We start from the raw sequence: 21,026 nt of genomic DNA, 5'->3' as shown, positions 1-21,026 counted from the left end.
GTCCATACCAAGGCAACCGCTGCTCATCCCAAGGCAATCGTCGTCCACGCCAAGGCAGCCGCGGCTCGCGCCAAGGCAACCGCTGCTCGCACCAAGGCAGCCGGCGACCATACCGAGGCAAGCGCTGCTCACCCCAAGGCAAGCGCTGCTCACGCCGAGGCAGCCCACGGCCACTTCAGCATCAGCGCCGCTCACCCCAGCGCCACCACGCACCGTCCCCGTCAGCCCAGCCTTTCTGCTCCCGCCGAGCGCGCCTCCTCCCGACGACATGCGAACTGCACCGTGCACGACGCCGGCACACAGCGCCGCTCGACCCCGAGCGCCCCCGCGAGACCCCCTCCTTCACGCACGACGTCCCCCTCTCGCCCCACGCCGCGAAACACCACCATCCCCCCATCGCCCCCTCTCTCCGCACCGCTCCGCCCTGACGAGAAGCGAAAGCCACGAACGACGGCATTCCCGCTCACCTCCACGCAAACCCCACCACGCCATCCCGCTCGCCCTTCCTCTTTCACGCGTGGCCTGTTTCAGCCTTCGATTTGATATTGACTTGCGTTTTCATTAATTATCGATAGTGTCTGCCCTGCGCTCATTCATGTGGAGGAACGCGGGATGAAGGCTCCAGCAAGCAACGCCTCGACCGCCCTCGGCGATCGTCCGAGGCACCCCTCGGCACACCTCGTCGAGAGGGCCTCGTGACGACGGCCGTCGAGACGCACGGACACGCCCTCTCCGTGCCCACCGAGCCTCCCCCGATCGACGCGCACCGCATGGAGGGCATGCGCGGCCTGTTCGCCCTCATGGGCACGCAACGCCCCCTCGTCATCGGCGCCTCGCTGAGCGCCGTGCTCGGCGTCGCGGCGGGACTCGCGCCATTCTTCTTCCTCGCGCACATGGCCACGGCCATCTTCGCGACGCCCCCGCGCCTCGACGAGGTGCGCACCCTGGCGCTCGCCTCGGTCGGCGCCGTGGCGCTCCGCTACGTGATGTCCGGCCTGGCCACGGTGCTGGCCCACGTCGCTGCGTTCCGCTTGCTGCACGAGCTGCGCATGCGCCTCGCGAGAAAGCTCGGCGATGTGCCGCTGTCGTTCTTCGCCACGCGCACGACCGGTGAACTCAAGCGCGTGATGATGGACGACGTGAACCAGATCGAGGCGTTCGTCGCCCACAACTTCCCCGACGGCGTCGCGGCGTTCGCCGTCCCCCTGCTCACCGCGGCGGCGCTCGTCAGCGTGGACTACCGCATGGCCCTCGCCAGCATCGCCGCCGCGCCGGTCGCCGTCCTGGTGATGTCCCTCGCCCTGCGCGGGACGGAGGAGCAGTACCGCACCTGGCAAGCGACCCAGGACCGCACGAACAACGGGCTGCTCGAGTACCTGCGCGGCATCCACGTCATCAAGACGTTCGGTCTCACCGCGAAGAGCTTCGGCGACCTCGCCCAGTCGATCGAGGAGAACACCCGCTGGATGGAGCGGTTCATGCGCCGCCACGGCCGCGCGTACGGCGCGTTCCATGCGCTCATCGGCTCCAGCCTGGTCGTGCTCGTCCCGATGGGGGGCCATCTCTACCTCGCCGGGTCGCTCGCTTTGCCCGACCTCGTGCTGTTCCTCGTGCTCGGCCCCCAGCTCCTCACCTCCCTCATGCGGGTGATGTTCGCCTGGGGGAACGTGAAGCGCATCGGCGAGGGCAACGCGCGGATCGCGCGGGTGCTGCTCGCCCCGGATCTGGTCGAGGCGACGAAGAAGGCCCAGCCTCTGCACCATGGCCTGGCCTTCCGAGGCGTGGGCTTCCGCTACACCGACGGGAACGAGGCGCTGCGCGGGGTGAGCTTCGAGGCCGGCGCTGGGAAGGTGACGGCGCTGGTCGGCCCGTCCGGCGCTGGCAAGACGACGATCGCGCGGCTCGTGCCGAGGCTCTGGGAAGCGACGAGCGGCCGCGTCGAGATGGGCGGCGTCGACGTGAACGAGATCCCGCTCGACGCGCTGCTGGAGCGCCTGTCCGTGGTCTTCCAGGACGTGTTCCTGTTCCACGGGACGGTGAAGGACAACCTCCGGCTCGCGAAGCCGGACGCGACGGATGAGGAACTCGTCGCCGCCTGCAAGGCCGCCCGGGCGCACGGGTTCGTCGAGGCCCTCCCGGACGGCTACGACACCTGGATCGGGGAGCGAGGGGCGCGCCTCTCGGGCGGAGAGAAGCAGCGGCTGTCGATCGCGCGTGCGCTCCTCAAGGACGCGCCCATCCTGATCCTCGACGAGGCCACGGCCTTCGCCGACCCCGAGAACGAGGCGCTGATCCAGGAGGGGCTGGCGACGCTGTGCCAGGCGCGCACCGTGCTGGTGATCGCCCACCGCCTGTCGACGGTGGCGTCCGCGGATCACATCGTGGTCCTCGACGCCGGCGAGGTGGTGGATCAAGGCCCGCACGAGGCGCTGCTCGGTCGATGCGGGCTGTACCAGGAGCTGTGGGCGCGCCATGCGGAGGCGCGCGACTGGTCCTTGCACGTGCGCGGGCTGCGCGCCGCCGAGGGGGTGCTGTCGTGATCCGCGGTCTGCTCTCGGTCGGCGAGCGGCTCGCGGGGCGGCGCGAGCCCCGGTTCTACAAGGGCCTCCTGTACGCCGTGGGCGAGGCGGCCGCGATGTCCGCGAGCTATGCCTTGCTCTACCTCTTCCTCGACGAGGCCCTGTCAGGGCGTCTCACGCACCGGGCCCTCGTGCACCTGTCGCTCGGCCTGGTGCTGACGATGGTCGCCCAGATTGCGCTGGCCCAGCCGGCCACGGAGCACATCTTCAACGCGGCGCATGCGCTGATGGGCGACGCGCGCATCCGGATGGCCGATCACCTGCGGCGGCTGCCCATGGGGTTCTTCACCGGGCGCCGCTCGGGCGAGCTCGCGGGCGTGCTCACCACCGACATCGCGCTCGTCGAGGACCTGTGGTCGCACCTCTTCGGCGTGTTCGCCGCCAACCTGGTGCTGCCGGTGTTCGTGGGGGTGGGCCTTTGCGTCCTCGACTGGCGCCTCGGCGCCGCCGTGCTGATCACCCTCCCACTCGCCTTCGTCACCCTGGGCGCGACGATGCCGATCTTCACGCGCCACATGACGCGGGTCGCCGAGGCCATGGCCGACACGAACGCCCGCATCGTCGAGTACGTGCAAGGGATCGCCGTGCTGCGGCTGTTCGGGCGCCACGGGGAGGGCTTCGGTCGGCTCCGCCGCTCGATGGAGGCTCTCCGGGACGCCATGATCCGGACCGAGGTGGCGCCCGCCCCGCTCCTCTCGATCTACGGCTTCACCGTGGAGATGAGCTTCGTGCTCGTCGCGCTGGCCGGCAGCTACCTGATGCTCGGCGGTTCGCTCGAGCCGAGGACGCTGCTGCTCTTCCTCATGGTCTCCGCGGGCGTGTCCCGAAGGCTCGCCGACTTCGGCGTGGCGCTGCTCGGGCTGCGGGGCGCGAACACGGCCCTCACGCGCATCGAGGCGCTGTTCGACGAGAAGACGCTCGCCGAGCCCTCGGGCCCACCGCCGCCGCTCGAGCACTTCGACATCCAGCTCGACGGGGTGTCGTTCGCGTACGAGAAGGAGCGGGTCCTCCACGGGGTCAGCGCCACCTTGCCCGAGCGACGGCTGACCGCGCTGGTGGGGCCCTCCGGGTCCGGCAAGTCGACGCTGGTCCATCTGATCGCACGCCTGTGGGACGTGCCGCGGGACAAGGGCGCGATCTGGATCGGCGGGGTCGACATCCGCGATCTCTCGTTCGAGGCGCTGCACCGGCACATCGCGATGGTCTTCCAGGACGTGGTGCTGTTCTCCGGGACGGTGCTGGAGAACCTCCGGGTGGGCAAACCCGGCGCGACGCGGGACGAGGTGATCGCGGCGGCGAAGGCGGCGCAGGCGCATGCGTTCATCGAGCGGCTGCCACGAGGCTATGACACATTGCTCGGCGAGGGTGGTAACGCGCTCTCCGGCGGCGAGAAGCAGCGGCTGTCCATCGCCCGCGCCGTGCTGAAGGACGCCCCCATCGTGCTGCTCGACGAGGCCACCGCGTCCGTGGACGCCTCGATCGAGGCGGAGCTGCAGCAGGCGATCGACGAGCTGGTGCGGAGCAAGACCGTGGTCGTCATCGCTCACCGGCTGCGCTCGATCCAGCGCGCCGACCAGATCCTGGTCCTCGACGGCGGGCGCATCGTGGAGCGCGGCAAGCACGACGCGCTGCTCGCGGAAGGCGGGTTCTATGCGCGGCTCTGGCGAGAGCAGGAGCGCGCGCGCGGGTGGAAACTGGGCCCACGCGAAGGGGCCGACGGAGCAGTCCGGGAGGTGGTGCATGCCTGAGGTCCCTGCAATGCTGGCGAACGTGATGGAGCCCTGGTTCGCGCGCGCGACGCGCGTGACGGGGGTGGAAGACCTGGCCCCGCGGCTCAAGCGGGTGCGCTTCGAGGGCGGCTCGCTGCGCGGCCTGCGCTTCCGGGCGGGTCAGGAGGTCGAGTTCCGGGTGAGCGAGACGGCCTTCCGGCACTACACGCCATCGTTCTTCGACGGGGTGGCAGGCGCCCTGGAGGTGGTCTTCTTCCTGCACGGCCACGGGCCGGGGAGCCACTGGGCGAGCGGGCTGCGGGAGGGCTCGACCGCGAACGTGCTGGGGCCGGGCGGCAAGCTGGGGCTCGATCCGTTCGCCGCGACACACGTGCTCCTCGGCGACGAGACGAGCATCGGGCTGTTCGCAGCGATGGGGCGCTCGCTGCCGCCAGGGAGCCGGGCGGTGGGTGCCGTGGAGCTGGACGCGGGCTGCGAGCGGTGGCCGGGGCTCGCCGGCAGCGCGCTCGATGGCGTCGCGCGGGGAAAAGGGCCACGTGGAGCGCCGCTCCGCACGTGGCTGGAAGAGCACCCCGCGTGGCTGGAGCCGCGGCGGGCGCAGAAGGGCGACACCACCTTCTACCTGTCGGGGCACGCGGGCTCGATCGTGGAGCTGCGCCGCTGGCTGGTGGAGGAGCGCGGCATCCCGAAGGGGGCCATCCGCACCAAGGCGTACTGGGCTGACGGGAAGCGAGGACTCTGATGACCGGACAGAAGACGAAGATCGCGCTGGGCGACATCCAGGAGACGCTCTTGATCCCGCTCTATGGGCGCGCGGTCGAGACGAAGAAGAAGCGGCCCTTGCTCGCCGACCCCAAGGCCGTGGAGATGGTCGACGCCATCGACTACGACTTCGGCAAGTTCGGCCGTACGAAGAGCCTGTTCGGGTCGGTGCTCCGGACGGTCATGCTCGATGTGTGGATCAAGGACTTCCTCGCCAAGCACCCCGCCGGCACGGTGGTCGAGATCGGCGCCGGCCTGAACACGCGCTTCGAGCGGCTCGACAACGGGCAGCTCCGCTGGTTCGACCTGGATCTGCCCGACTCGGTGGCGCTGCGGCAGAAGTTCTTCTCGGACACCGACCGGCGCAAGACCCTCGCGGCCTCGGTGCTCGACGAGGGCTGGCTCGACACGGTCAAGGAGAGCGACGGCCCGTTCTTCTTCGTGGTGGAGGCCGTGTTCCTGTACCTGCCCGAGCGTGATGTGAGAACGGCGCTGGAGCGCATCGCGCAGAAGTTCCCGGGCGCGCTCATCGCCTTCGACACCGCCGCCGGACTGATGGTGCACAGACAGCACGAGCACGACGTCATGAAGAACATGGCGGCGCGGTTCACGTGGGCCTGCGACGATCCGCTCGAGATCGAGCAATGGCACATCGGCCTGCACCTGCTGGAGACGCGCACCTACGCCGAGGCGCAGAAAGCGATCTGGCCGAAGCTGCCGCTCCATTTCAAGGTGCTGAGCCGCGTCGGCCCGGTCCTTTTCAAGAAGTTCATCAACGCCTACCGGCTCAACCTCTTCGAGATCCAGAAACGCGCCTGAGCCCCTCGTCCCCACGGTAGGACACGCGCACCGCCGCACCGCACACGGGAGGGGTGCGCACACTGCTGCTTCGCCGTGCCCGCCGCACCGTCGCTTCGCAGCACCGCCCCGCGCTCCACTCGGAAAACCTGGCATGTCTCGCCGCGACGGGTCTGACGCTCGTTGCATCGGAAAACTGGCGAAATTCCGCGGTCTCACGCATCAACGCCTCGGATGTGCTCCGCACTGCCAAGTGGGGCCGTTCTGTGCCATTCTTGGAAAAACGAGGTGCTTGCCATGACTTCTTCCGATCATGTGACCAACGTTCTCCGGCGGGTTCTCGCCCTCTCCCTCGCCCCCATCGTGGGTGCCTGCTCTGCCTCGATCGACACCGAGGGCTTCGAGCCCGTCACCTGCGCGTCCGGGGGTCGGACCGCCGTCTTCCCGCTCGACACCCCGGGCGGCGCCGACGACTACCTCGAGCTGCGCCAGATCGAGGACGTCACCTCGCCCGCCCAGACGCAGGGTACGCCATGCGCCACGGCGAGTGACGTGGCCGCGTGCCAGGAGCAGATCGCGACGGCGGCGGACCAGGTGACGACCGGCTTCCGGGTGGGTGACTGCGCGGACCTCTGCCCTCAGCACATCCTGATCGTCAACTCCGGCGATCAGGTGACGGTCCTCGCCAGCGCCGAGGCCGTGAAAGACTGGCTGGGCCCCGTGGATTCGCCCGCCGACGCGGTGCTGATGGCGCAGCTCGCGGGCTACGACGTCCCTTGCAACGACCCCGAGGAGGGCGGCGTCAAAGCCGTCGGCAGCGACTACGAGGTGCTCGGAAACAAGTACATGTCGCAGTGCCCCGTCGAGCGGGCGAAGTTCCGCCTGAAGGTCAATGCGCAGGGGGCGGTGAGGGAACTCGAGAGCGAGGTGATCGAGTCGGACTCCGGAGGCTGCATCGGGCGACGTCCCGAGGGCCTCACGCACCAGAGCGGCCAGGGGACGACGCAAGCGGGCGCGTACTTCGCCAACGTGGCTCACCTGGAGGCGGCCTCGGTCGACGCCTTCGAGCGGCTGCGGGAGGAGCTTGCGTTCCACGGGGCGCCTCAGGAGCTGCTGGACAGGGCGGACGCCGCGCGCGAGGACGAGGTGCGCCACGCGCGGGTGATGCGCCGGGTCGCCGAGCGGTTCGGGGGGATGTGGAAGGAGCCCGCGGTGGAGCACCGCGCGCCGCGTTCGCTGGAGGAGATCGCCATCGAGAACGCGGCCGAGGGCTGCGTGCGCGAGACCTACGGGGCGCTGGTCGGGATGTGGCAAGCGCAGTTCGCCCGGGATCGGGTGGTGCGGCGGGTGATGCGCCGGGTCGCGCGCGACGAGGCGGCGCACGCGTCGCTGGCGTGGGCGGTGGATGCATGGCTCTTGCCGCAGCTCTCCGAGGAGGCGCGAGCGCGCGTGGAGGCTGCACGACAGCACGCCCTCGCCGAGATCTCCGCAGAGGCCCGGCAGGGCTACGATCCGGAGCTGGTCACCATCGCCGGCATGCCGACGGTCGACGCGGGTCAGCGGCTCGCGCAGACCTTCATGCAAGCGCTCCCGGCGCTGGCGGCGTGACCGCCCGCGCGGCAGCCCCGTCGACCGAGAGCGCCCCCTCACGGTGGCCCCGGCGACCAGGGTTCGCGCTCTCCCCTTGATCACCCTTCGCGCTTCAGGACTCACCCCACCTCGACGCGCAGCGCCCGCACGAGGGGCGCTCACCCCCCGCTGACGGACAGCGCGAAGTGCGCGCCCGTCAGCGTCTCCGCTGGAGCCAGATCACACCCCTGCACGGCACCGATCGAGGCCGAGAGCGGGAATCCTCAGCACGCCCCGAGGACGCGAGGCGCCTCAGGCGCGCGGCACGCCGTTCGCACAGCGTACCTGGACGAGGTGATTCCATGAGGTGGTACATCGTAGCGGCCTCAGCGCTGGCACTGACGGCTTGTCGGGAGGGCAGCTCCGACAAGGCGCTGGGTAGCGAGCGCGATGGGCTGCAGCATGGTGGGCAGCCAGCCCAGCAGACACCAGAGAGCCGGGTCGATCGTGGTCAGATCGAGAACTACCAGGCCCAAGAGCGGGTCGAGCGACCCGTGGTCCGCGAGCAGGTGCCGCAGTCGGCCGCAGTCGACATGTCGGAGATCCAGAGCTACGAGCGCGAGCTCTCCGACTACGACCGCGAGCTGACCCAGTACGAGCGGGAGCTCGTCGTCCGCGAGCGCCAGCTGGCGGCCCAGGAAGAGGCCTTGCGACGTGAACAGGCGGCCTTCGACGAGGGTTACGACGCGCGGGCAGAGCAGGAGCCGAGGGGTGGAGCGATCATGGCGCCCCTGGTCGGTCCCTACCAGGACGAGTACGAGCGCCAGATGACCGAGGAGCAGGCCGCGCAGGAGCAAGCACGGCGGGCCGAGGAGCGCGTGCAGGGCGTGAACGAGCAGCAGAATGGCGGGTTCGTCGTGCCGCCCTATGGCTACGGCGTCGACGCGCAAGGGACTCGAGGCGCGCCAGTCCAGAACCCGAACCAGCCGATGGGCTCGCCCTATGCGCCCGGGCAGACGGGGGGAAACAGCGCGCAGCCGGCGCAGGGGCAGCCGATGGGCTCGCCGTATGCGCCAGGGCAGAGTGGCGGCACCAGCGCGCAGCCCAGCCCGAACCAGCAGCTCGGCTCGCCCTACACTGCGCCTCAGCAAGCAGCAGGAGCGCGCCCGGGTCAGGTGCAGGGCACAGGGTTCCAGGGCCGCCCGGGCGTCCAGGCCGTCCCAGGGGTCCAGGGTGCCCCGGCAGTTCAGGGTGGCGCCTCCGTCGCGCCCTCGCGTCCCTGACCTGCTGACCCGACGCTGCCCGACAAAGCGGCGGGTCGGCGGTCCCAGGCCTGTATCAGGCCCATCGCGCTCGACCCGAGACGCCACAAGAAGCAGTGGCCGATCGCGTCGCCGCAAGCGTGCATGACCCACTCGAAACGCCGAGGACGTGCACCGCCGCATCGAGGTGCACCGCGCGATGACGCGGAATGTGTCCAGGGTCGCGGCGAGGCGGCCGGCTTGACCAGGTGGAGGTGACGCACGAGGATAGGCCCGTGCCGCAGCGGAAGCGTTACCTGTTCGTCTGTGTGAACCGCCGCCCCGAGGGCACGCCGAAGGGCTCGTGCGCAGAGCGGGGCGCGGCCGAGGTCCACGCAGCACTCAAGCTCGAGATCGGCAAGCGGGGTCTCGCCCGCACGGAGATGCGTCCCTGCACGGCGGGATGCATCGACGTGTGCTGGGCAGGCCCGGTCATCGCCGTGGAACCCGACGGGTATTTCTACGGCCGGGTCACGGTCGACGACGTGCCGGCGATCGTGGACGCGCTCGTCGCGGGGGAGCGCGTCGAGCGGCTGGTGTTGCCGTCCGAAGACTTCGACATGGCCTCGGCGGGACCGCCGCTGCCGCTCACGGTCCGTGACGAGGCAGCACAGACGGCGCCTGGCGTGGTGCTGCGCCGAGGGCCGGCAGGTCCGGAGGCGGGGTGAGGGGGATCGAGTTTCACGAGACGATGACGGGGAGCTACCACCTCGTCACGTCACCGCACGCCGAGCGCCCGATGTCGTTCACCGTCCGGGCGCGTACCCACGGGGGGCTGCGCGGCCTGCTGGGGCGCCCCGAGGCGGAGATCGAAGGGGAGATCGACGCCGAGGGGCTGGCGGAGCATCGCTACTTGAAGGGGCGGCTTGCGCTCGACGTGCTGCGCACCGGCAAGCTCGTCTACGACTTCCAGTTCGAGGACGACGCGGGGCGCCCGTGCCGCTTCGCGGGCGAGAAGACGGTGCGGCTCGACGATCTGGTCGAGACGATGACCGTGCTCCCCGGCAAGCTCGTGCTCCAGGGAGACGGCGGCGAAGAGATCGGCCAGGCGTTGCTGAGGTTCGATTTGCGGGGGGACTTGATCCGGTTCCTCCGGAGCTTCCGGGTGGTGAGGTGAGCATGCGACGGATACAGCCTGCCGAGAGTGTGGTCCTGGTGGTCGATGTGCAGGAGCGCCTGGCGCCGGCGATGCCGGAGCCGCAGCTGGCGGCGCTGACGCGGGCCACGACGGTGCTGCTGGAGGCCGCGAAGCTGCTCGGGGCGGGGGTGATCGCGACCGAGCAGTACCCGAAGGGGCTCGGCCCGACGATCCCGGTCATCCAGGAGAAGCTGACGGCGGCAGGGGTCGACGTCCTGCCGAAGATGGCCTTCTCGGCCTGCGAGGCCGATGGCTTCGAGGCGCGGTGGTCGAAGCTCGGCGCGCGCGTGGCGATCGTCGTGGGGATGGAGACGCACGTGTGCGTGTACCAGACGGTGCGCGAGCTGTGCGCTCGTGGGGTCCCCGTGCTCGTCCCCTTCGACGGGGTCTCGTCGCGTCGTGATGATCACAAACAGGTTGGCCTCGATCTGTGCCAGGGCGCGGGCGCGACCATCACCACGATGGAGACGGTGGTGTTCGACTGGTTGCGCGTCGCAGGGACCGAGCCGTTCCGGCATCTCTCGAAGCTCCTTCGCTGAGCTTCGGCCCGCACCCTGTCGGCGCCGTGCTCTGGCGAGCGCGCCGGCTGCGATGAGGTTCAGACGTCGCGCCGCAGACGTCGCGCCGCAGACGTCGCGCCGCAGACGTCGCGCCTTTGGCGATCACGCGCATCCACGGAGTAGCCCGTTGCCATTTTGACATCGGGAGCGCGCCTGGACACTCCATCCGCTCGCGTGACATAGTGCCCCGATGGCTGACGAGCAGGCGGGGGGACAGCCAGAACCCGCAGGATCGGAGCTGGCAGGCAACCCCACGGTCCTGGTGGTCGACGACGACGCCTCGAACCTGGCGTCGATCCAGAAGATCTTTCAGCGCGACGGCATGCGCGTGCTCACGGCGGACAGCGCGCGTACGGCCCTCGATCTCGCACGCAGCCACCGGGTCCAGGTCGTCTTGACCGACCTGATGATGCCAGGCACGAGCGGCATCGAGCTGATGCGCGCCTTGAAGCAGGTGTCGCCCGACACCGAGGTGGTGATGATGACCGCCTACGGCACCGTCGAGACCGCCGTACAGGCCATGCGCGAGGGCGCGTACGACTTCGTCGAGAAGCCACTCAAGCGCATGACGATCATCAAGAGCGTGCGCAAGGCGGCGGAGCGGCAGTCGCTGGTCGCGGAGAACCGCTCGCTGAAGCAAGAGATCAAGCTGCTCACGAGGCGCGAGATCGTGGGCTCCAGCCCAGCGCTGCGGCGGGTCCTGGACGTGGCCACGCAAGCGGCCCCCTCCAGCGCGACGGTGCTCGTCCTCGGGGAGAGCGGCACCGGAAAAGAGCTCTTGGCCCGCTACATCCACGAGCGGAGCACGCGCGCGCGGGGCCCCTTCGTGGCAGTGAACTGCGCGGCCATCCCCGAGTCCATCCTCGAAGCCGAGCTGTTCGGACACGAGCGCGGGGCGTTCACCGGGGCGTTGACGCGCCGAGAAGGGCGCTTCGCGCGGGCAGGAGGCGGCTCGCTGTTCCTCGACGAGATCGGGGAGCTGTCGCCCGCAGTGCAGGTCAAGTTGCTGCGCGTACTCCAGGAAGGCGAGTACGAGCCGGTGGGCGGCGACACGCAGCGCGCGGATGTGCGCGTGGTTGCGGCGACGAACAAGGATCTGCGCGCCGAGGTCTCGGCAGGCCGCTTCCGCGAAGACCTGTTCTACCGGCTCAACGTCATCGCCATCACGGCGCCGCCGCTGCGCGCGCGACGGGAAGACATCCCGCTCCTGGTCGATCACTTCCTCGGGGTGTACTGCGCCAAGAACAACCGCAGCCGCCTGGAAGCGCCCCGAGAGGTGCTGGCGCGGCTGCTGGATTACCCCTGGCCCGGCAATGTTCGCGAGCTGGAAAACGTCGTCGAGCGCGCCGTGGTGCTGTGCCGCGGAGATCGTCTGTCGGTGGACGACCTGCCCGACGCAGTTCGTGATGTGGCCGAGGCGACGCCCAGCACCCTCACCTTCTCCGTGGGAACGCCGCTCGACGAGGTGGAGCGACGGCTCATCCGTGAGACGCTGCGGTACGCGCACGGCGACAAGTCGCTGGCAGCACAGCTCCTCGGGATCTCGACGCGGACGATTTACCGGAAGCTGGGCGAGCTCGAGGGTGGCGCGAGCCCACCAGCGGGCTCGACGGGAAGCTGATGGTCGCATCCACGGACCTCAGGGTCGGATTGTCAGATTGGCAAAGCCCTTTCCCGAGAGCCCCCCTCGTGCGCCACCTTGGCGCGCTGGATCCCGTCGATCCAGGGTTGTGAGAATATGGCGCGTGAGACGATATGCGGTTCTACACGCCCTTTCTGAACGGTCGACGGGCCGGACGGCGGGGGCATTGACCTCTGGCACGGGACTCGCTTACACGGAGTCGGGCGCATGGGTTTTGACGCGATCCTCAAGCGGTATTTTCCAGCGATCGTCTGCGTACTGATCGCCATCGCGGCCTATTTCCAGGCATCGGGGATGGGACAGATGGTCGCGTCGAACATCTCCGAAGGGGCGGTCCCCACACCGCCACCAGCGACGCCGCGCGCATCCACCACCGTGCCGGGCAACCAGGACCACGCCACGAGCGCCGCGGCCATCCTGTCACGGAACCCGTTCGACTCGGTCACCGGACCGCTCGACGGCAAGCCGCTGGATCTGTCGGTGAGCCACGAGGAGGAAGTCCACAACCCCGAGGACCCGTACGACGATCCGCCCTGCGACAACACCAAGGTGGTGCTCATCTCGCAGTCCGACGATCCAGAGTGGTCGTTCGCGGCATTCGCTGGATCCGACGGCAAGACGCAGATGCGGCGTCAGGGCGACGAGTTCAACGGCAAGACGGTCTACTACGTCGGCTGGGATCGGGTGTGGCTCACCGCTGGCACGGGCGGCGCGCGCTGCCAGGCGTCGATGCGCGACAAGATCGTCGCCGCGCCGAAGCCTGCCGCCACGGCCGCTCCCGACACCAGCAAGCGCGGCCGCGGCCGCAAGGTCCCGGCCGACATCGCCTCGAAGATCCACAAGGTGAGCGAGACCGAGTTCAACATCGAGCGCAGCGTCGTGGATCAGATCCTCGAGAACCAGGCGGAGCTGATGCGCAGCGCGCGCATCGTGCCGGAGAAAGAGGGCGACAAGGTGGTGGGCATCCGCCTCTTCGGCGTCCGCCCCGACTCGCTCCTCGGCACGCTGGGGCTGGAGAACGGCGATCGCCTGCAGAGCATCAACGGCTTCGAGATGAGCGATCCGCAGAAGGCACTGGAAGCCTATGCGCGGCTCCGCAGCGCAGATCGGCTGTCGGTGAGCGTGCAGCGCAAGGGCAACCCCTTGAACATCGACTTCAACATCAAGTGATGGCGTGGAGACTGCCGCGGCGGAGCGCGCCGCACGGGAATGATCGAGGACGCACGAGGTTGGTGCTCAAAACACCGGAGGCGGGAAATCGATGGCGCGGTTGATCGGCATGATGAACGAAGGGAGCTTGCTCCGACGGACGCTGATCCACGTGTGCGCGTTCGCGCTCGGCTCGGTGGCGTTCGTGACGGTCGTGAGCGTCATGCTCGTGACCATCACCCGCGCGGTGCTCCCGACCGAGGGCGAGAGCGCCGCGACGGTCGACGAGGAGGAGGCCCTCCCCGAGGAGGGCGCAGCGACCGACAAGCCCACCGCCGCGGGAAAGCCGCTTCGCACCCCGCGCCGCTTGCGCAATGCGGTCCCCACCACGCCGGCGATTGAGTCTCAGTAGCGTTTTTTCAGACCGATCCCCTCCTCCACGCTTCCCTACCTCCGAGGACGCAGTACAGAAGCCGGACCGACTCCGATGGCAATGATTTCCCCCGAGCGATCCCTCCGCCGCGCGCGACTGGTCTCCACGTCCGCTCTGGCGCTCGCCCTCGCGGCGGCCGCGCCAGCAGCCCAGGCGCAACCGGCACGCGGGAACCCCGTGCTTCGCACCCCGGCGCAGCGTCAGATCGAGCGCCCACCCGCTGCTGGTGTGACCCCGCGCGCCGCCACCCCCGGGCCCGCTGCGGCGGCTCCCGTGGCCCCTGGCAACGCACCCGGCGACGACGACCCGATGGCGAGCGTCAAGCAAGGTGTCCAGGAGATCGAGTTCAAGCCCAAGCCGGGCGGCTACCGCGTCTCGTTCAACCTGGAAGAGGCCGAGCTGCCGGAGCTGGTCAAGGCGATCAGCAACATCACCGGCCGCCGCTTCATCTATGGCGGCAAGCTCCGCCAGATCAAGGCGAGCGTCTACGCGCCCGAGAAGGTCACCGCCGCGGAGGCCTACAGCGCCTTCCTGTCGATCCTGCAGACCAACGGGATGACGGTCATCCCGCACGGGCGCTTCCTGAAGATCGTTGAGACCCAGGGCGTCGTGAACGACACGACCCCCGTGTTCGGCATGGCGGCTCCCGTACCCAACGAGGACCGCTACGTCACCCGGCTCTACCGGCTGAGCAACGTGGACGCCAACGAGGCGAGCCAGGTGCTCATGAAGTTCAAGTCGAAGGACGGTGACATCGCCGTCTACACGCCGGGGAACCTGCTGATCATCACCGACACCGGCAGCAACATCCAGCGCATGCTGCAGATCATCGAGGCCATCGACGTCGGAGGCGCCGGCGAGCAGCTCTGGGTGCAGCCTGTGCATTACGCGTCGGCTGCCGACATGGCCACCAAGCTCGGCGACATCCTCGATCCTTCCAAGGCGGCCAGCGGCGGCAAGGCGGGCCCGGGTGCCGCAGGCAGCGGTGGGGGTGGCAAGTCGCGGATCATCGCCGACGACCGCACCAACTCGCTGATCCTCACGGCCACCGAGCCGGACTACATGCGGGTGCTCGCGATCCTGAAGCGCCTCGACGTGCCCCAGACGGGCGAGGGCCAGATCCACGTCCTGCCGCTACAGCACGCGCTCTGCAAGGACATCTCGACGACCCTGAACCAGATCCTCGGCGGCTCGGCCGGATCGTCGAGCAGCGGGGCGATGGGCGGTCGTGGCGCGGGCGCTCAGCGCGGCGCAGCCAACGCAGGTCCCCCCATCCCGGGCTCCGCGGAGACCCTCTTCGAAGGCCAGATCAAGGTGACGTGCGACGAGGCCAGTAACAAGCTGGTCGTCACCTCCTCGATGCGCGACTACGCGCAGCTCCGCGGCGTCATCGACGAACTCGACATGCCACGGCGTCAGGTCTTCATCGAAGCCGTGATCATGGACGTGAGCGTCGATCGCGTGAAGGACTGGGGCGTCGGCTACCACGCAGGCTCTCCGTTCAGCACCGTCGCGACCGACGACGCCTTCATCTACGGCGGTAACAACCCGGGGCAGTCCATCCTCGGCGTACCGGCCAACCTCGAAGCCCTCGCGCTCGGCATCCGTGGCCCCGAGATCCAGGGGTCGAACAACCTGCTCGGAACGGGCGTCTCCATCCCCGGCCTCGGCGTGGTGCTGCACTGGCTCGCAAAGAACGGTGATTCGAACGTGCTCGCCACGCCTCACATCATCGCGACCGACAACGAGGAGGCGAAGATCTCCATCGGCCAGAACATCCCGCTGCAGACCAACATCGGCGGGGCCGCAGGCGGCATGGCCGGGCTCGCCGGCGCCGCCGGCGCGGCGGGTGGAATGGGCCTCGGCGGTCTCCTCGGCGGGTTCGGTGGCTTCGCTGCGCCCCGCCAGGACGTCGGTACGACGATCACCGTCACGCCTCACATCAACGACTCCGACCTCGTGCGGATGGAGATCTCCGAGGAGATCTCCGACGCGGGTCCCGCCGTCGGCGCCCTCGGGGCGATCCCCATCAACAAGCGCACGGCGGAGACCATCCTCACCGTCAAGGATCAGCAGACGGTCGTCATCGGCGGCCTCGTCCGCGACGCGGTGATCAACGCCGACACCAAGATCCCCATCCTCGGGGATCTGCCCGTCCTCGGCTTCCTCTTCAAGCAGTCGAAGAAGACGACCACGAAGACCAACCTGCTGCTCATCCTCACGCCCTACGTGATCCGGAATCAGGACGATCTCCGGGCCATCTTCGAGCGGAAGATGGAGGAGCGGCAGGAGTTCATCGATCGCTACTTCGTGTTCGCGGACGGCAAGACCTGGGAGCCACCGCGCGACTGGGGTCGTCAGAACGGTTTGGTCGAAGACATCCGACAGTCGATGATCAAGGAGGAAGAGCGAATCCGCCTGGAGGAGGAGTCTCGTCCCCGCGATCGCATGGTGCACTCGCCGGTCGAGCCCATCGGAATGCCGTCCTTCGGTGCGAAGAGCGCGGACGATACCTCCATGGGCGGCGCTCCGGCGGTGGACGAGGGTGGTGGGCCCGTGCCGCGAACGCCGCGCGCGCCTCGCGTTCGTCCCCAGCGCGCACGACCGCAAGGGGAGTCGGTGGAGTAGCGCGCCACGGCGCGCCTGCCCGCCAGGACGGGAGCGTCGAGCGCAACCTGGTGAGGTGATAAGAGGGAGCATGAGCGCGCAGCAGCACTACTTCGGCGAGATCCTGGTCCGGAGGGGCGTCGTCCCCGAGGAGCGGCTCCTCCCGCTCTTCGAGACGATGCGCGAGCGCGGCCAGTCGCTGATGGATCTTCTGATCCAGGGCAACGTCACGGACGAGCAGAGCATCGCCAAGGCGCTCGCCGAGGAGTGCGGTTACGAGTTCATGCCCCGCATCGACACCGATGCGGTCCCGCTGGAGGTCGCCGAGCGGCTCCCGCTCTCCTACGTGAGGCAGCGCAAGATCCTGCCGCTCGGGATCTACGACGGCGTGGTCTTCTGCATCCTCGCCGATCCCCTCGACACGACCGCGATCGACGACGTCCGTTCGCTCTTCGGGATGCCCGTGAACATCGCCGTCGCCACCAACACGGCGGTGGTCGACGCCATCAACCGGGTGTGGGAGCGCAAGGAGAACGACGGCGGCAACCTCCAGGGAGATCAGGCGCACGAGGACGACAACCTCGTCGACATCATCGACTCCGACGATGACGCGCCGATCATCGCGTGGGTCAACAGCCTCTTCGCCCAGGCAGTGCGAGAGCGCGCCAGCGACATCCACATCGAACCGGAGGAGCGCGACGTCGTCGTGCGCTACCGGATCGACGGCGAACTCTATGTGGCGCGGCGCGCCTCGAAGCAGTTCATGGCCCCGATCATCGCCCGCGTGAAGATCATGGCCAGCCTGAACATCGCCGAGAAGCGGCTTCCCCAGGACGGCCGCATCACGCTCAAGATCGCCGGCAAGAGCGTGGACATCCGCGTCTCGACCGTCCCGACGAGCCGAGGGTTCGAGCGCATCGTCATGCGTATCCTCCACAAGACCTCGGTGCTCCTGCATCTCACCGATCTCGGGTTCGCGCAGCGCGAGTACGGCGTGATGGACGGGCTCATCCAGCGCCCCGACGGCATCATCCTGGTGACGGGTCCGACGGGTAGCGGCAAGACGACCACGCTCTATGCGTGCTTGAACCGCATCAACGATCCCAGCCGCAACATCCTCACCGCCGAGGATCCGGTGGAGTACGAGATCGGTGGCATCCACCAGGTGCACGTCCACCCCGGGATCGGGCTGACGTTCGCCAGCGCGCTCCGCGCCTTCCTCCGTCAGGACCCGGACGTCATCATGGTCGGCGAGATCCGCGACAAGGAGACGGCAGAGATCGCTATCCACGCGTCCCTCACGGGTCACCTCGTTCTCTCGACGATCCATACCAACGATGCCCCGGGCGCCGTGACCCGCCTCGTGGAGATGGAGATCGAGCCGTTCCTGGTCCGGAGCAGCGTCATCGGGATCCTGGGCCAGCGCCTGGTGCGCATGCTGTGCCAGCAGTGCAAGGTGCCCTATCGGCCCACCGACTACGAACTGCAGCAGCTCGGCCTCGACAAGGAGCGCCTCGCCTGGAAAGCGCGCAGGAAGCTTTCGCCCCGCTACCAGGTTCATGGACAGGTCTACGATTTCATCGGGAAGAACATGGGAGATCCTGTGTTCTACAAGCCAGGTGGGTGTGAGGCCTGCATGAACAAGGGCTTCATCGGACGGCGCGGCATCTACGAGCTGATGGTGGTCGATGACGCGATCGGACCTCTGATCCTGAAGAGCGCCGATGCGCAGACGATCAAGCGGGTGGCCACGTTGAACGGGATGGACACGATGCGCGACGACGGTGCGCGCAAGGTCCTGATGGGCATGACGACGGTGGAAGAGGTCCTCGCGGCAACGCAGGAGGACGTGGTCATCGACGAGTAGGGGGTTCCTCGTGGCCGTCTTCGAATATCGAGGCATCCTCGCCAGCACCGGAAAGCCGGTCAAAGGCGTCCGCGACGCGGAGAACGCCAAGACGCTGAGGGTCGTCCTGCGCAAGGACGGCATCATGCTGACGAGCGCCAGCGAGGCGCACGACAAGGCGTCCAAGAGCGGCGGCAGCATCAACCTGAAGGCCTTTTTCGGCCGGCCGAGCACCGGCGACGTCGCCCTGATGACGCGGCAGCTCGCCACGCTGCTCAAGGCTGGCGTGCCGCTGCTCGAGTCGCTGAACGCGCTGATCGATCAGGTCGAGAAGGAGACACTCAAGCGCGTGCTCACGCAGGTGCGCGAACAGGTGCGTGAGGGGCAAAGCTTCGCGAAATCACTGGAGGCGCATCCGAAGATCTTCCCCGGCCTGTACACGAACATGGTCCGCGCTGGAGAGGCCTCCGGCACGCTGGAGGCCGTGCTGGAGCGCCTGACCCAGTTCATGGAGTCGCAGGCGAAGCTCAAGGGCAAGGTCACCGGCGCGCTGGTCTACCCCATCTTCCTGACACTCATCGGCGCTGGCTTGATCACCGGTCTCATGGTCGGCGTGGTGCCGAACATCACCTCCATCTTCGCGTCGATGGATCAAGCGCTGCCCTGGTACACGGCGCTGCTGATCTTCGTGTCGGATCTCCTCGCCGGCTACTGGTGGGTGTTCGTCCTGATCACGGTGGTCGGTGTGACCCTGTTCCGGAAGTGGGTGAGGACCCCGGAGGGGCGACTCAAGTGGGACGCCATCGTCCTCAAGCTGCCGCTGTTCGGCCGGGTGCTCCAGAAGGTGTCGATCGCGCGGTTTTCGCGCACGCTGGCGACCCTGCTTTCCTCGGGCGTGGAGCTGCTCACCGCCATGAACATCGTGCGCAGCGTGCTCGGGAATGCCGATCTGGAGAAGGTGGTGGGGGACGCCATCAGCTCGATCCGTGAAGGGCAGAGCATCGCCGACCCCCTCAAGCGGAGCGGCCGATTCCCTCCGCTCGTGACGCACATGATCGCCATCGGCGAGCGCACGGGTCAGCTGGAGGAGATGCTGAAGAGCGTGGCCGACGCGTACGACACGGAGGTCGAGTCGCAGATTCAGGCGCTGACCAGCATCCTCGAACCCCTGATCATCGTCGTCATGGGAGGCGCAGTCGGGTTCATCGCGGTCTCGATCCTCCTGCCGCTCACCCAGATGTCGAGCTTCGCAGGGTAAAGGGGACCCATGGCGCGACGACGACAGCGAGAGCAGACGATCTTCTTTCCCTGGGAGCGGGGCGGCGGCTTCTGGCGACGCCCGGGGCTCTCGCGGGCGAGGCCGTTCGCAGCCGGCCTCGCGATGGCGATGCTGCTCCTTCTGCTCGGCGCGCGAGAGCGGGACCGGGTCGGCGAGCGAGCGACGCGAGCGACCATGGCGGTGGTTCATCGCGCCGTCGAGATGTACCGGGCCGACAATGGCCGGAAATGCCCGGCATCGCTTTTGGAGGTCAAGACGAAGGGCTATCTGACCATCGAGCCCATCGACGCGTGGGGACGACAGCTCCGGCTGACTTGCCCCGGCAGGCGAGATCCCGAAGGGTATGATCTGACGAGTGACGGTCCCGACGGCGACATCGGCGGGCTGGACAGGGTGGAGTGAAGACCATGCAGACGATCGCAACGAAGAAGAGAATCCGGAAGCTCCGCAAGGCAGTTCAGCGGGGCGTGACCCTGGTGGAGGTGCTGATCGTCGTCGCGATCATGGCCGTCATCGCCGGTGGAGCGACCTACCTGGTGTTCCCCGAGTACAAGAAGGCCCGCATCAAGACGGCGGTCGTCGGAGCGACCACCATCAAGCAAGCCGCGGAGGTGTTCCGCGAGCTGGAAGCGCTGACCGACGCATGCCCGACGATCCAGGATCTGGTGGGCGCCAGGAAGATCGACGCCTCGAAGACGGATGATCCCTGGGGACAGCCGTACAGGATCAAGTGCGAAGAGAGCGACATCCGCGTGTACTCGTCGGGCAACGACCGCAAGGAAGGGACACCGGACGACGTGCGTGACAACTTCAAGCAGTCCGACATCGAGAAGGTCTCGAAGCTCTAGCGTTCCGGGAGCCGCCATCGAGAGGAGCCAGGTCCATGCGCCGTCACCGCGCCAGCCGCGCCGTCACCCTCGTCGAAGTTCTCATTGCGATCGCGCTGGTCGCGGTGGTGACGGGAGGCGCCGTGACGAGCATGGGCCTGGTCGCGAGCGCGCGTCTCAAGCGAAGCGCCTCCATGCTCGCCGGGGCCATCCGGGTTGCCTACGCGCACGCAAACGCCAAGTCGAAGCCAGTCCGGCTGGTCTTCGACCTCGAGCAGCGGCTGGTGATCCTGGAAGAATCCTCGGCGCCGACGATGGCGCTCAAGAAGAAGGACGCAACGGGTGGTGCGGCGGCGGCCACCGAAGCGGAGCGGGCGGCCATCGAGGAGGCCGAGTCGATCCTGAAGGGGCCTCGCGTCGCGCGGCCCTCGTTCCAGGCCACCAAGGCGTTCGGCTGGAACCTCGAGCAAGATCGACCAGGCAAGGAGCTCGAGAAGGGAGTCCGGTTCCTCCAGGTCGAGACGGCACACCAGGACGAGCCCATCCATGCCGGGCGTGCCTATCTCTACTTCTGGCCGGGTGGACAGACGGAGCGCGCAGCCATCCAGCTCATACGCAGCGATGCGGAGAGGCCCGAGGAGGGGACCGTGATGACCGTCCTCGTGTCACCGCTGACGGGCAAGGCCTCGATCCTGAAGGGAGCGGTGAGCATGCCCCAGCCGCGTGACGACAGAGAGGAGTCCGAGCGCCAGGATTCTTCGTGGTGATCGGGAAGGCCGGACACGGTCTGCCGGTTTCGTATCGAG

The 21,026-nt window shown here is 68.4% G+C and carries 18 protein-coding genes; all 18 read left to right on the top strand.

What is annotated here, in order from left to right; all coding sequences use genetic code 11:
* Positions 1–695 precede the first annotated feature (695 nt).
* The 18 genes from CMC5_RS04165 (at position 696) to CMC5_RS04080 (ending at position 20,987) form a co-directional block, all read left to right on the top strand.
* On the top strand, positions 696–2,540 hold the full coding sequence (locus tag CMC5_RS04165) for an ABC transporter ATP-binding protein (RefSeq protein WP_245678282.1): 1,845 nt from the start codon (positions 696–698) through the stop codon (positions 2,538–2,540).
* Positions 2,537–4,327 carry an ABC transporter ATP-binding protein gene (locus CMC5_RS04160; protein ID WP_050435704.1) on the top strand — a complete coding sequence of 597 codons (1,791 nt, stop codon included), beginning with the start codon at positions 2,537–2,539 and terminating at the stop codon, positions 4,325–4,327. Before CMC5_RS04165 ends, CMC5_RS04160 begins: the two co-directional genes overlap by 4 nt.
* Positions 4,320–5,051, top strand: coding sequence for a siderophore-interacting protein (locus CMC5_RS04155; RefSeq protein ID WP_050429198.1), 732 nt, complete (start codon positions 4,320–4,322; stop codon positions 5,049–5,051). Before CMC5_RS04160 ends, CMC5_RS04155 begins: the two co-directional genes overlap by 8 nt.
* On the top strand, positions 5,051–5,890 hold the full coding sequence (locus CMC5_RS04150) for a class I SAM-dependent methyltransferase (protein ID WP_050429197.1): 840 nt from the start codon (positions 5,051–5,053) through the stop codon (positions 5,888–5,890). The genes CMC5_RS04155 and CMC5_RS04150 overlap by 1 nt, the downstream gene beginning before the upstream one ends.
* A gap of 276 nt (positions 5,891–6,166) precedes the next feature.
* Positions 6,167–7,477 carry a hypothetical protein gene (locus CMC5_RS04145; RefSeq protein ID WP_050429196.1) on the top strand — a complete coding sequence of 437 codons (1,311 nt, stop codon included), beginning with the start codon at positions 6,167–6,169 and terminating at the stop codon, positions 7,475–7,477.
* Positions 7,478–7,800: 323 nt separating this feature from the next.
* Positions 7,801–8,721: a polyadenylate binding domain-containing protein gene (locus tag CMC5_RS04140; protein WP_050429195.1), complete on the top strand. Its 921-nt coding sequence runs from the start codon at positions 7,801–7,803 to the stop codon at positions 8,719–8,721.
* A 254-nt stretch (positions 8,722–8,975) separates the two neighbouring features.
* Entirely contained in the window at positions 8,976–9,407 is a 432-nt protein-coding gene (locus CMC5_RS04135; protein WP_245678281.1) for a (2Fe-2S) ferredoxin domain-containing protein, read from the top strand.
* A complete protein-coding gene (locus CMC5_RS04130) occupies positions 9,404–9,856 on the top strand; it encodes a hypothetical protein (RefSeq protein ID WP_050429194.1) in 453 nt (150 codons plus the stop codon). The genes CMC5_RS04135 and CMC5_RS04130 overlap by 4 nt, the downstream gene beginning before the upstream one ends.
* A 2-nt stretch (positions 9,857–9,858) precedes the next feature.
* Positions 9,859–10,416: an isochorismatase family protein gene (locus CMC5_RS04125; RefSeq protein ID WP_050429193.1), complete on the top strand. Its 558-nt coding sequence runs from the start codon at positions 9,859–9,861 to the stop codon at positions 10,414–10,416.
* Between the two features lie 211 nt (positions 10,417–10,627).
* On the top strand, positions 10,628–12,058 hold the full coding sequence (locus CMC5_RS04120; protein ID WP_050429192.1) for a sigma-54-dependent transcriptional regulator: 1,431 nt from the start codon (positions 10,628–10,630) through the stop codon (positions 12,056–12,058).
* A 228-nt stretch (positions 12,059–12,286) separates the two neighbouring features.
* Positions 12,287–13,249, top strand: a complete 963-nt coding sequence (gene gspC / locus CMC5_RS04115; protein WP_050429191.1) for a type II secretion system protein GspC — start codon at positions 12,287–12,289, stop codon at positions 13,247–13,249.
* Between the two features lie 91 nt (positions 13,250–13,340).
* A complete protein-coding gene (locus CMC5_RS04110; protein ID WP_050429190.1) occupies positions 13,341–13,640 on the top strand; it encodes a hypothetical protein in 300 nt (99 codons plus the stop codon).
* Positions 13,641–13,715: 75 nt separating this feature from the next.
* Complete coding sequence (gene gspD / locus CMC5_RS04105; protein ID WP_050429189.1) at positions 13,716–16,289, top strand: type II secretion system secretin GspD; 2,574 nt, start codon at positions 13,716–13,718, stop codon at positions 16,287–16,289.
* A gap of 70 nt (positions 16,290–16,359) precedes the next feature.
* Positions 16,360–18,135, top strand: a complete 1,776-nt coding sequence (gene gspE / locus CMC5_RS04100) for a type II secretion system ATPase GspE (RefSeq protein ID WP_050429188.1) — start codon at positions 16,360–16,362, stop codon at positions 18,133–18,135.
* A gap of 10 nt (positions 18,136–18,145) precedes the next feature.
* Positions 18,146–19,372, top strand: a complete 1,227-nt coding sequence (gene gspF, locus CMC5_RS04095) for a type II secretion system inner membrane protein GspF (RefSeq protein ID WP_050429187.1) — start codon at positions 18,146–18,148, stop codon at positions 19,370–19,372.
* Between the two features lie 9 nt (positions 19,373–19,381).
* The gene (locus CMC5_RS04090) at positions 19,382–19,795 is read left to right on the top strand and encodes a type II secretion system protein GspG (protein ID WP_050429186.1); all 414 of its coding nucleotides are present in this window, start codon (positions 19,382–19,384) and stop codon (positions 19,793–19,795) included.
* Between the two features lie 5 nt (positions 19,796–19,800).
* Positions 19,801–20,241, top strand: coding sequence for a type II secretion system protein (locus CMC5_RS04085; protein WP_050435703.1), 441 nt, complete (start codon positions 19,801–19,803; stop codon positions 20,239–20,241).
* A 35-nt stretch (positions 20,242–20,276) separates the two neighbouring features.
* Entirely contained in the window at positions 20,277–20,987 is a 711-nt protein-coding gene (locus CMC5_RS04080) for a pilus assembly FimT family protein (protein ID WP_050429185.1), read from the top strand.
* The last annotated feature ends 39 nt before the right edge of the window (positions 20,988–21,026 follow it).

The sequence above is a fragment of the Chondromyces crocatus genome (genome assembly GCF_001189295.1).
GTDB classification, from domain to species: Bacteria; Myxococcota_A; Polyangia; order Polyangiales; family Polyangiaceae; genus Chondromyces; species Chondromyces crocatus.
Note: the sequence above shows the minus strand (reverse complement) of the source record. Positions and strands in the feature narration are given on the sequence as shown.

What these genes read in the sequence shown, in the direction of transcription:
- CMC5_RS04085 (WP_050435703.1), top strand. Translation starts at nt 19,801, where the DNA reads ATGCAGACGATCGCAACGAAGAAGAGAATCCGGAAGCTCCGCAAGGCA.
- CMC5_RS04145 (WP_050429196.1), top strand. Translation starts at nt 6,167, where the DNA reads ATGACTTCTTCCGATCATGTGACCAACGTTCTCCGGCGGGTTCTCGCC.
- CMC5_RS04125 (WP_050429193.1), top strand. Translation starts at nt 9,859, where the DNA reads ATGCGACGGATACAGCCTGCCGAGAGTGTGGTCCTGGTGGTCGATGTG.
- CMC5_RS04080 (WP_050429185.1), top strand. Translation starts at nt 20,277, where the DNA reads ATGCGCCGTCACCGCGCCAGCCGCGCCGTCACCCTCGTCGAAGTTCTC.
- CMC5_RS04120 (WP_050429192.1), top strand. Translation starts at nt 10,628, where the DNA reads ATGGCTGACGAGCAGGCGGGGGGACAGCCAGAACCCGCAGGATCGGAG.
- CMC5_RS04150 (WP_050429197.1), top strand. Translation starts at nt 5,051, where the DNA reads ATGACCGGACAGAAGACGAAGATCGCGCTGGGCGACATCCAGGAGACG.
- CMC5_RS04110 (WP_050429190.1), top strand. Translation starts at nt 13,341, where the DNA reads ATGGCGCGGTTGATCGGCATGATGAACGAAGGGAGCTTGCTCCGACGG.
- CMC5_RS04090 (WP_050429186.1), top strand. Translation starts at nt 19,382, where the DNA reads ATGGCGCGACGACGACAGCGAGAGCAGACGATCTTCTTTCCCTGGGAG.
- gspE (WP_050429188.1), top strand. Translation starts at nt 16,360, where the DNA reads ATGAGCGCGCAGCAGCACTACTTCGGCGAGATCCTGGTCCGGAGGGGC.
- CMC5_RS04140 (WP_050429195.1), top strand. Translation starts at nt 7,801, where the DNA reads ATGAGGTGGTACATCGTAGCGGCCTCAGCGCTGGCACTGACGGCTTGT.
- gspD (WP_050429189.1), top strand. Translation starts at nt 13,716, where the DNA reads ATGGCAATGATTTCCCCCGAGCGATCCCTCCGCCGCGCGCGACTGGTC.
- CMC5_RS04155 (WP_050429198.1), top strand. Translation starts at nt 4,320, where the DNA reads ATGCCTGAGGTCCCTGCAATGCTGGCGAACGTGATGGAGCCCTGGTTC.
- gspC (WP_050429191.1), top strand. Translation starts at nt 12,287, where the DNA reads ATGGGTTTTGACGCGATCCTCAAGCGGTATTTTCCAGCGATCGTCTGC.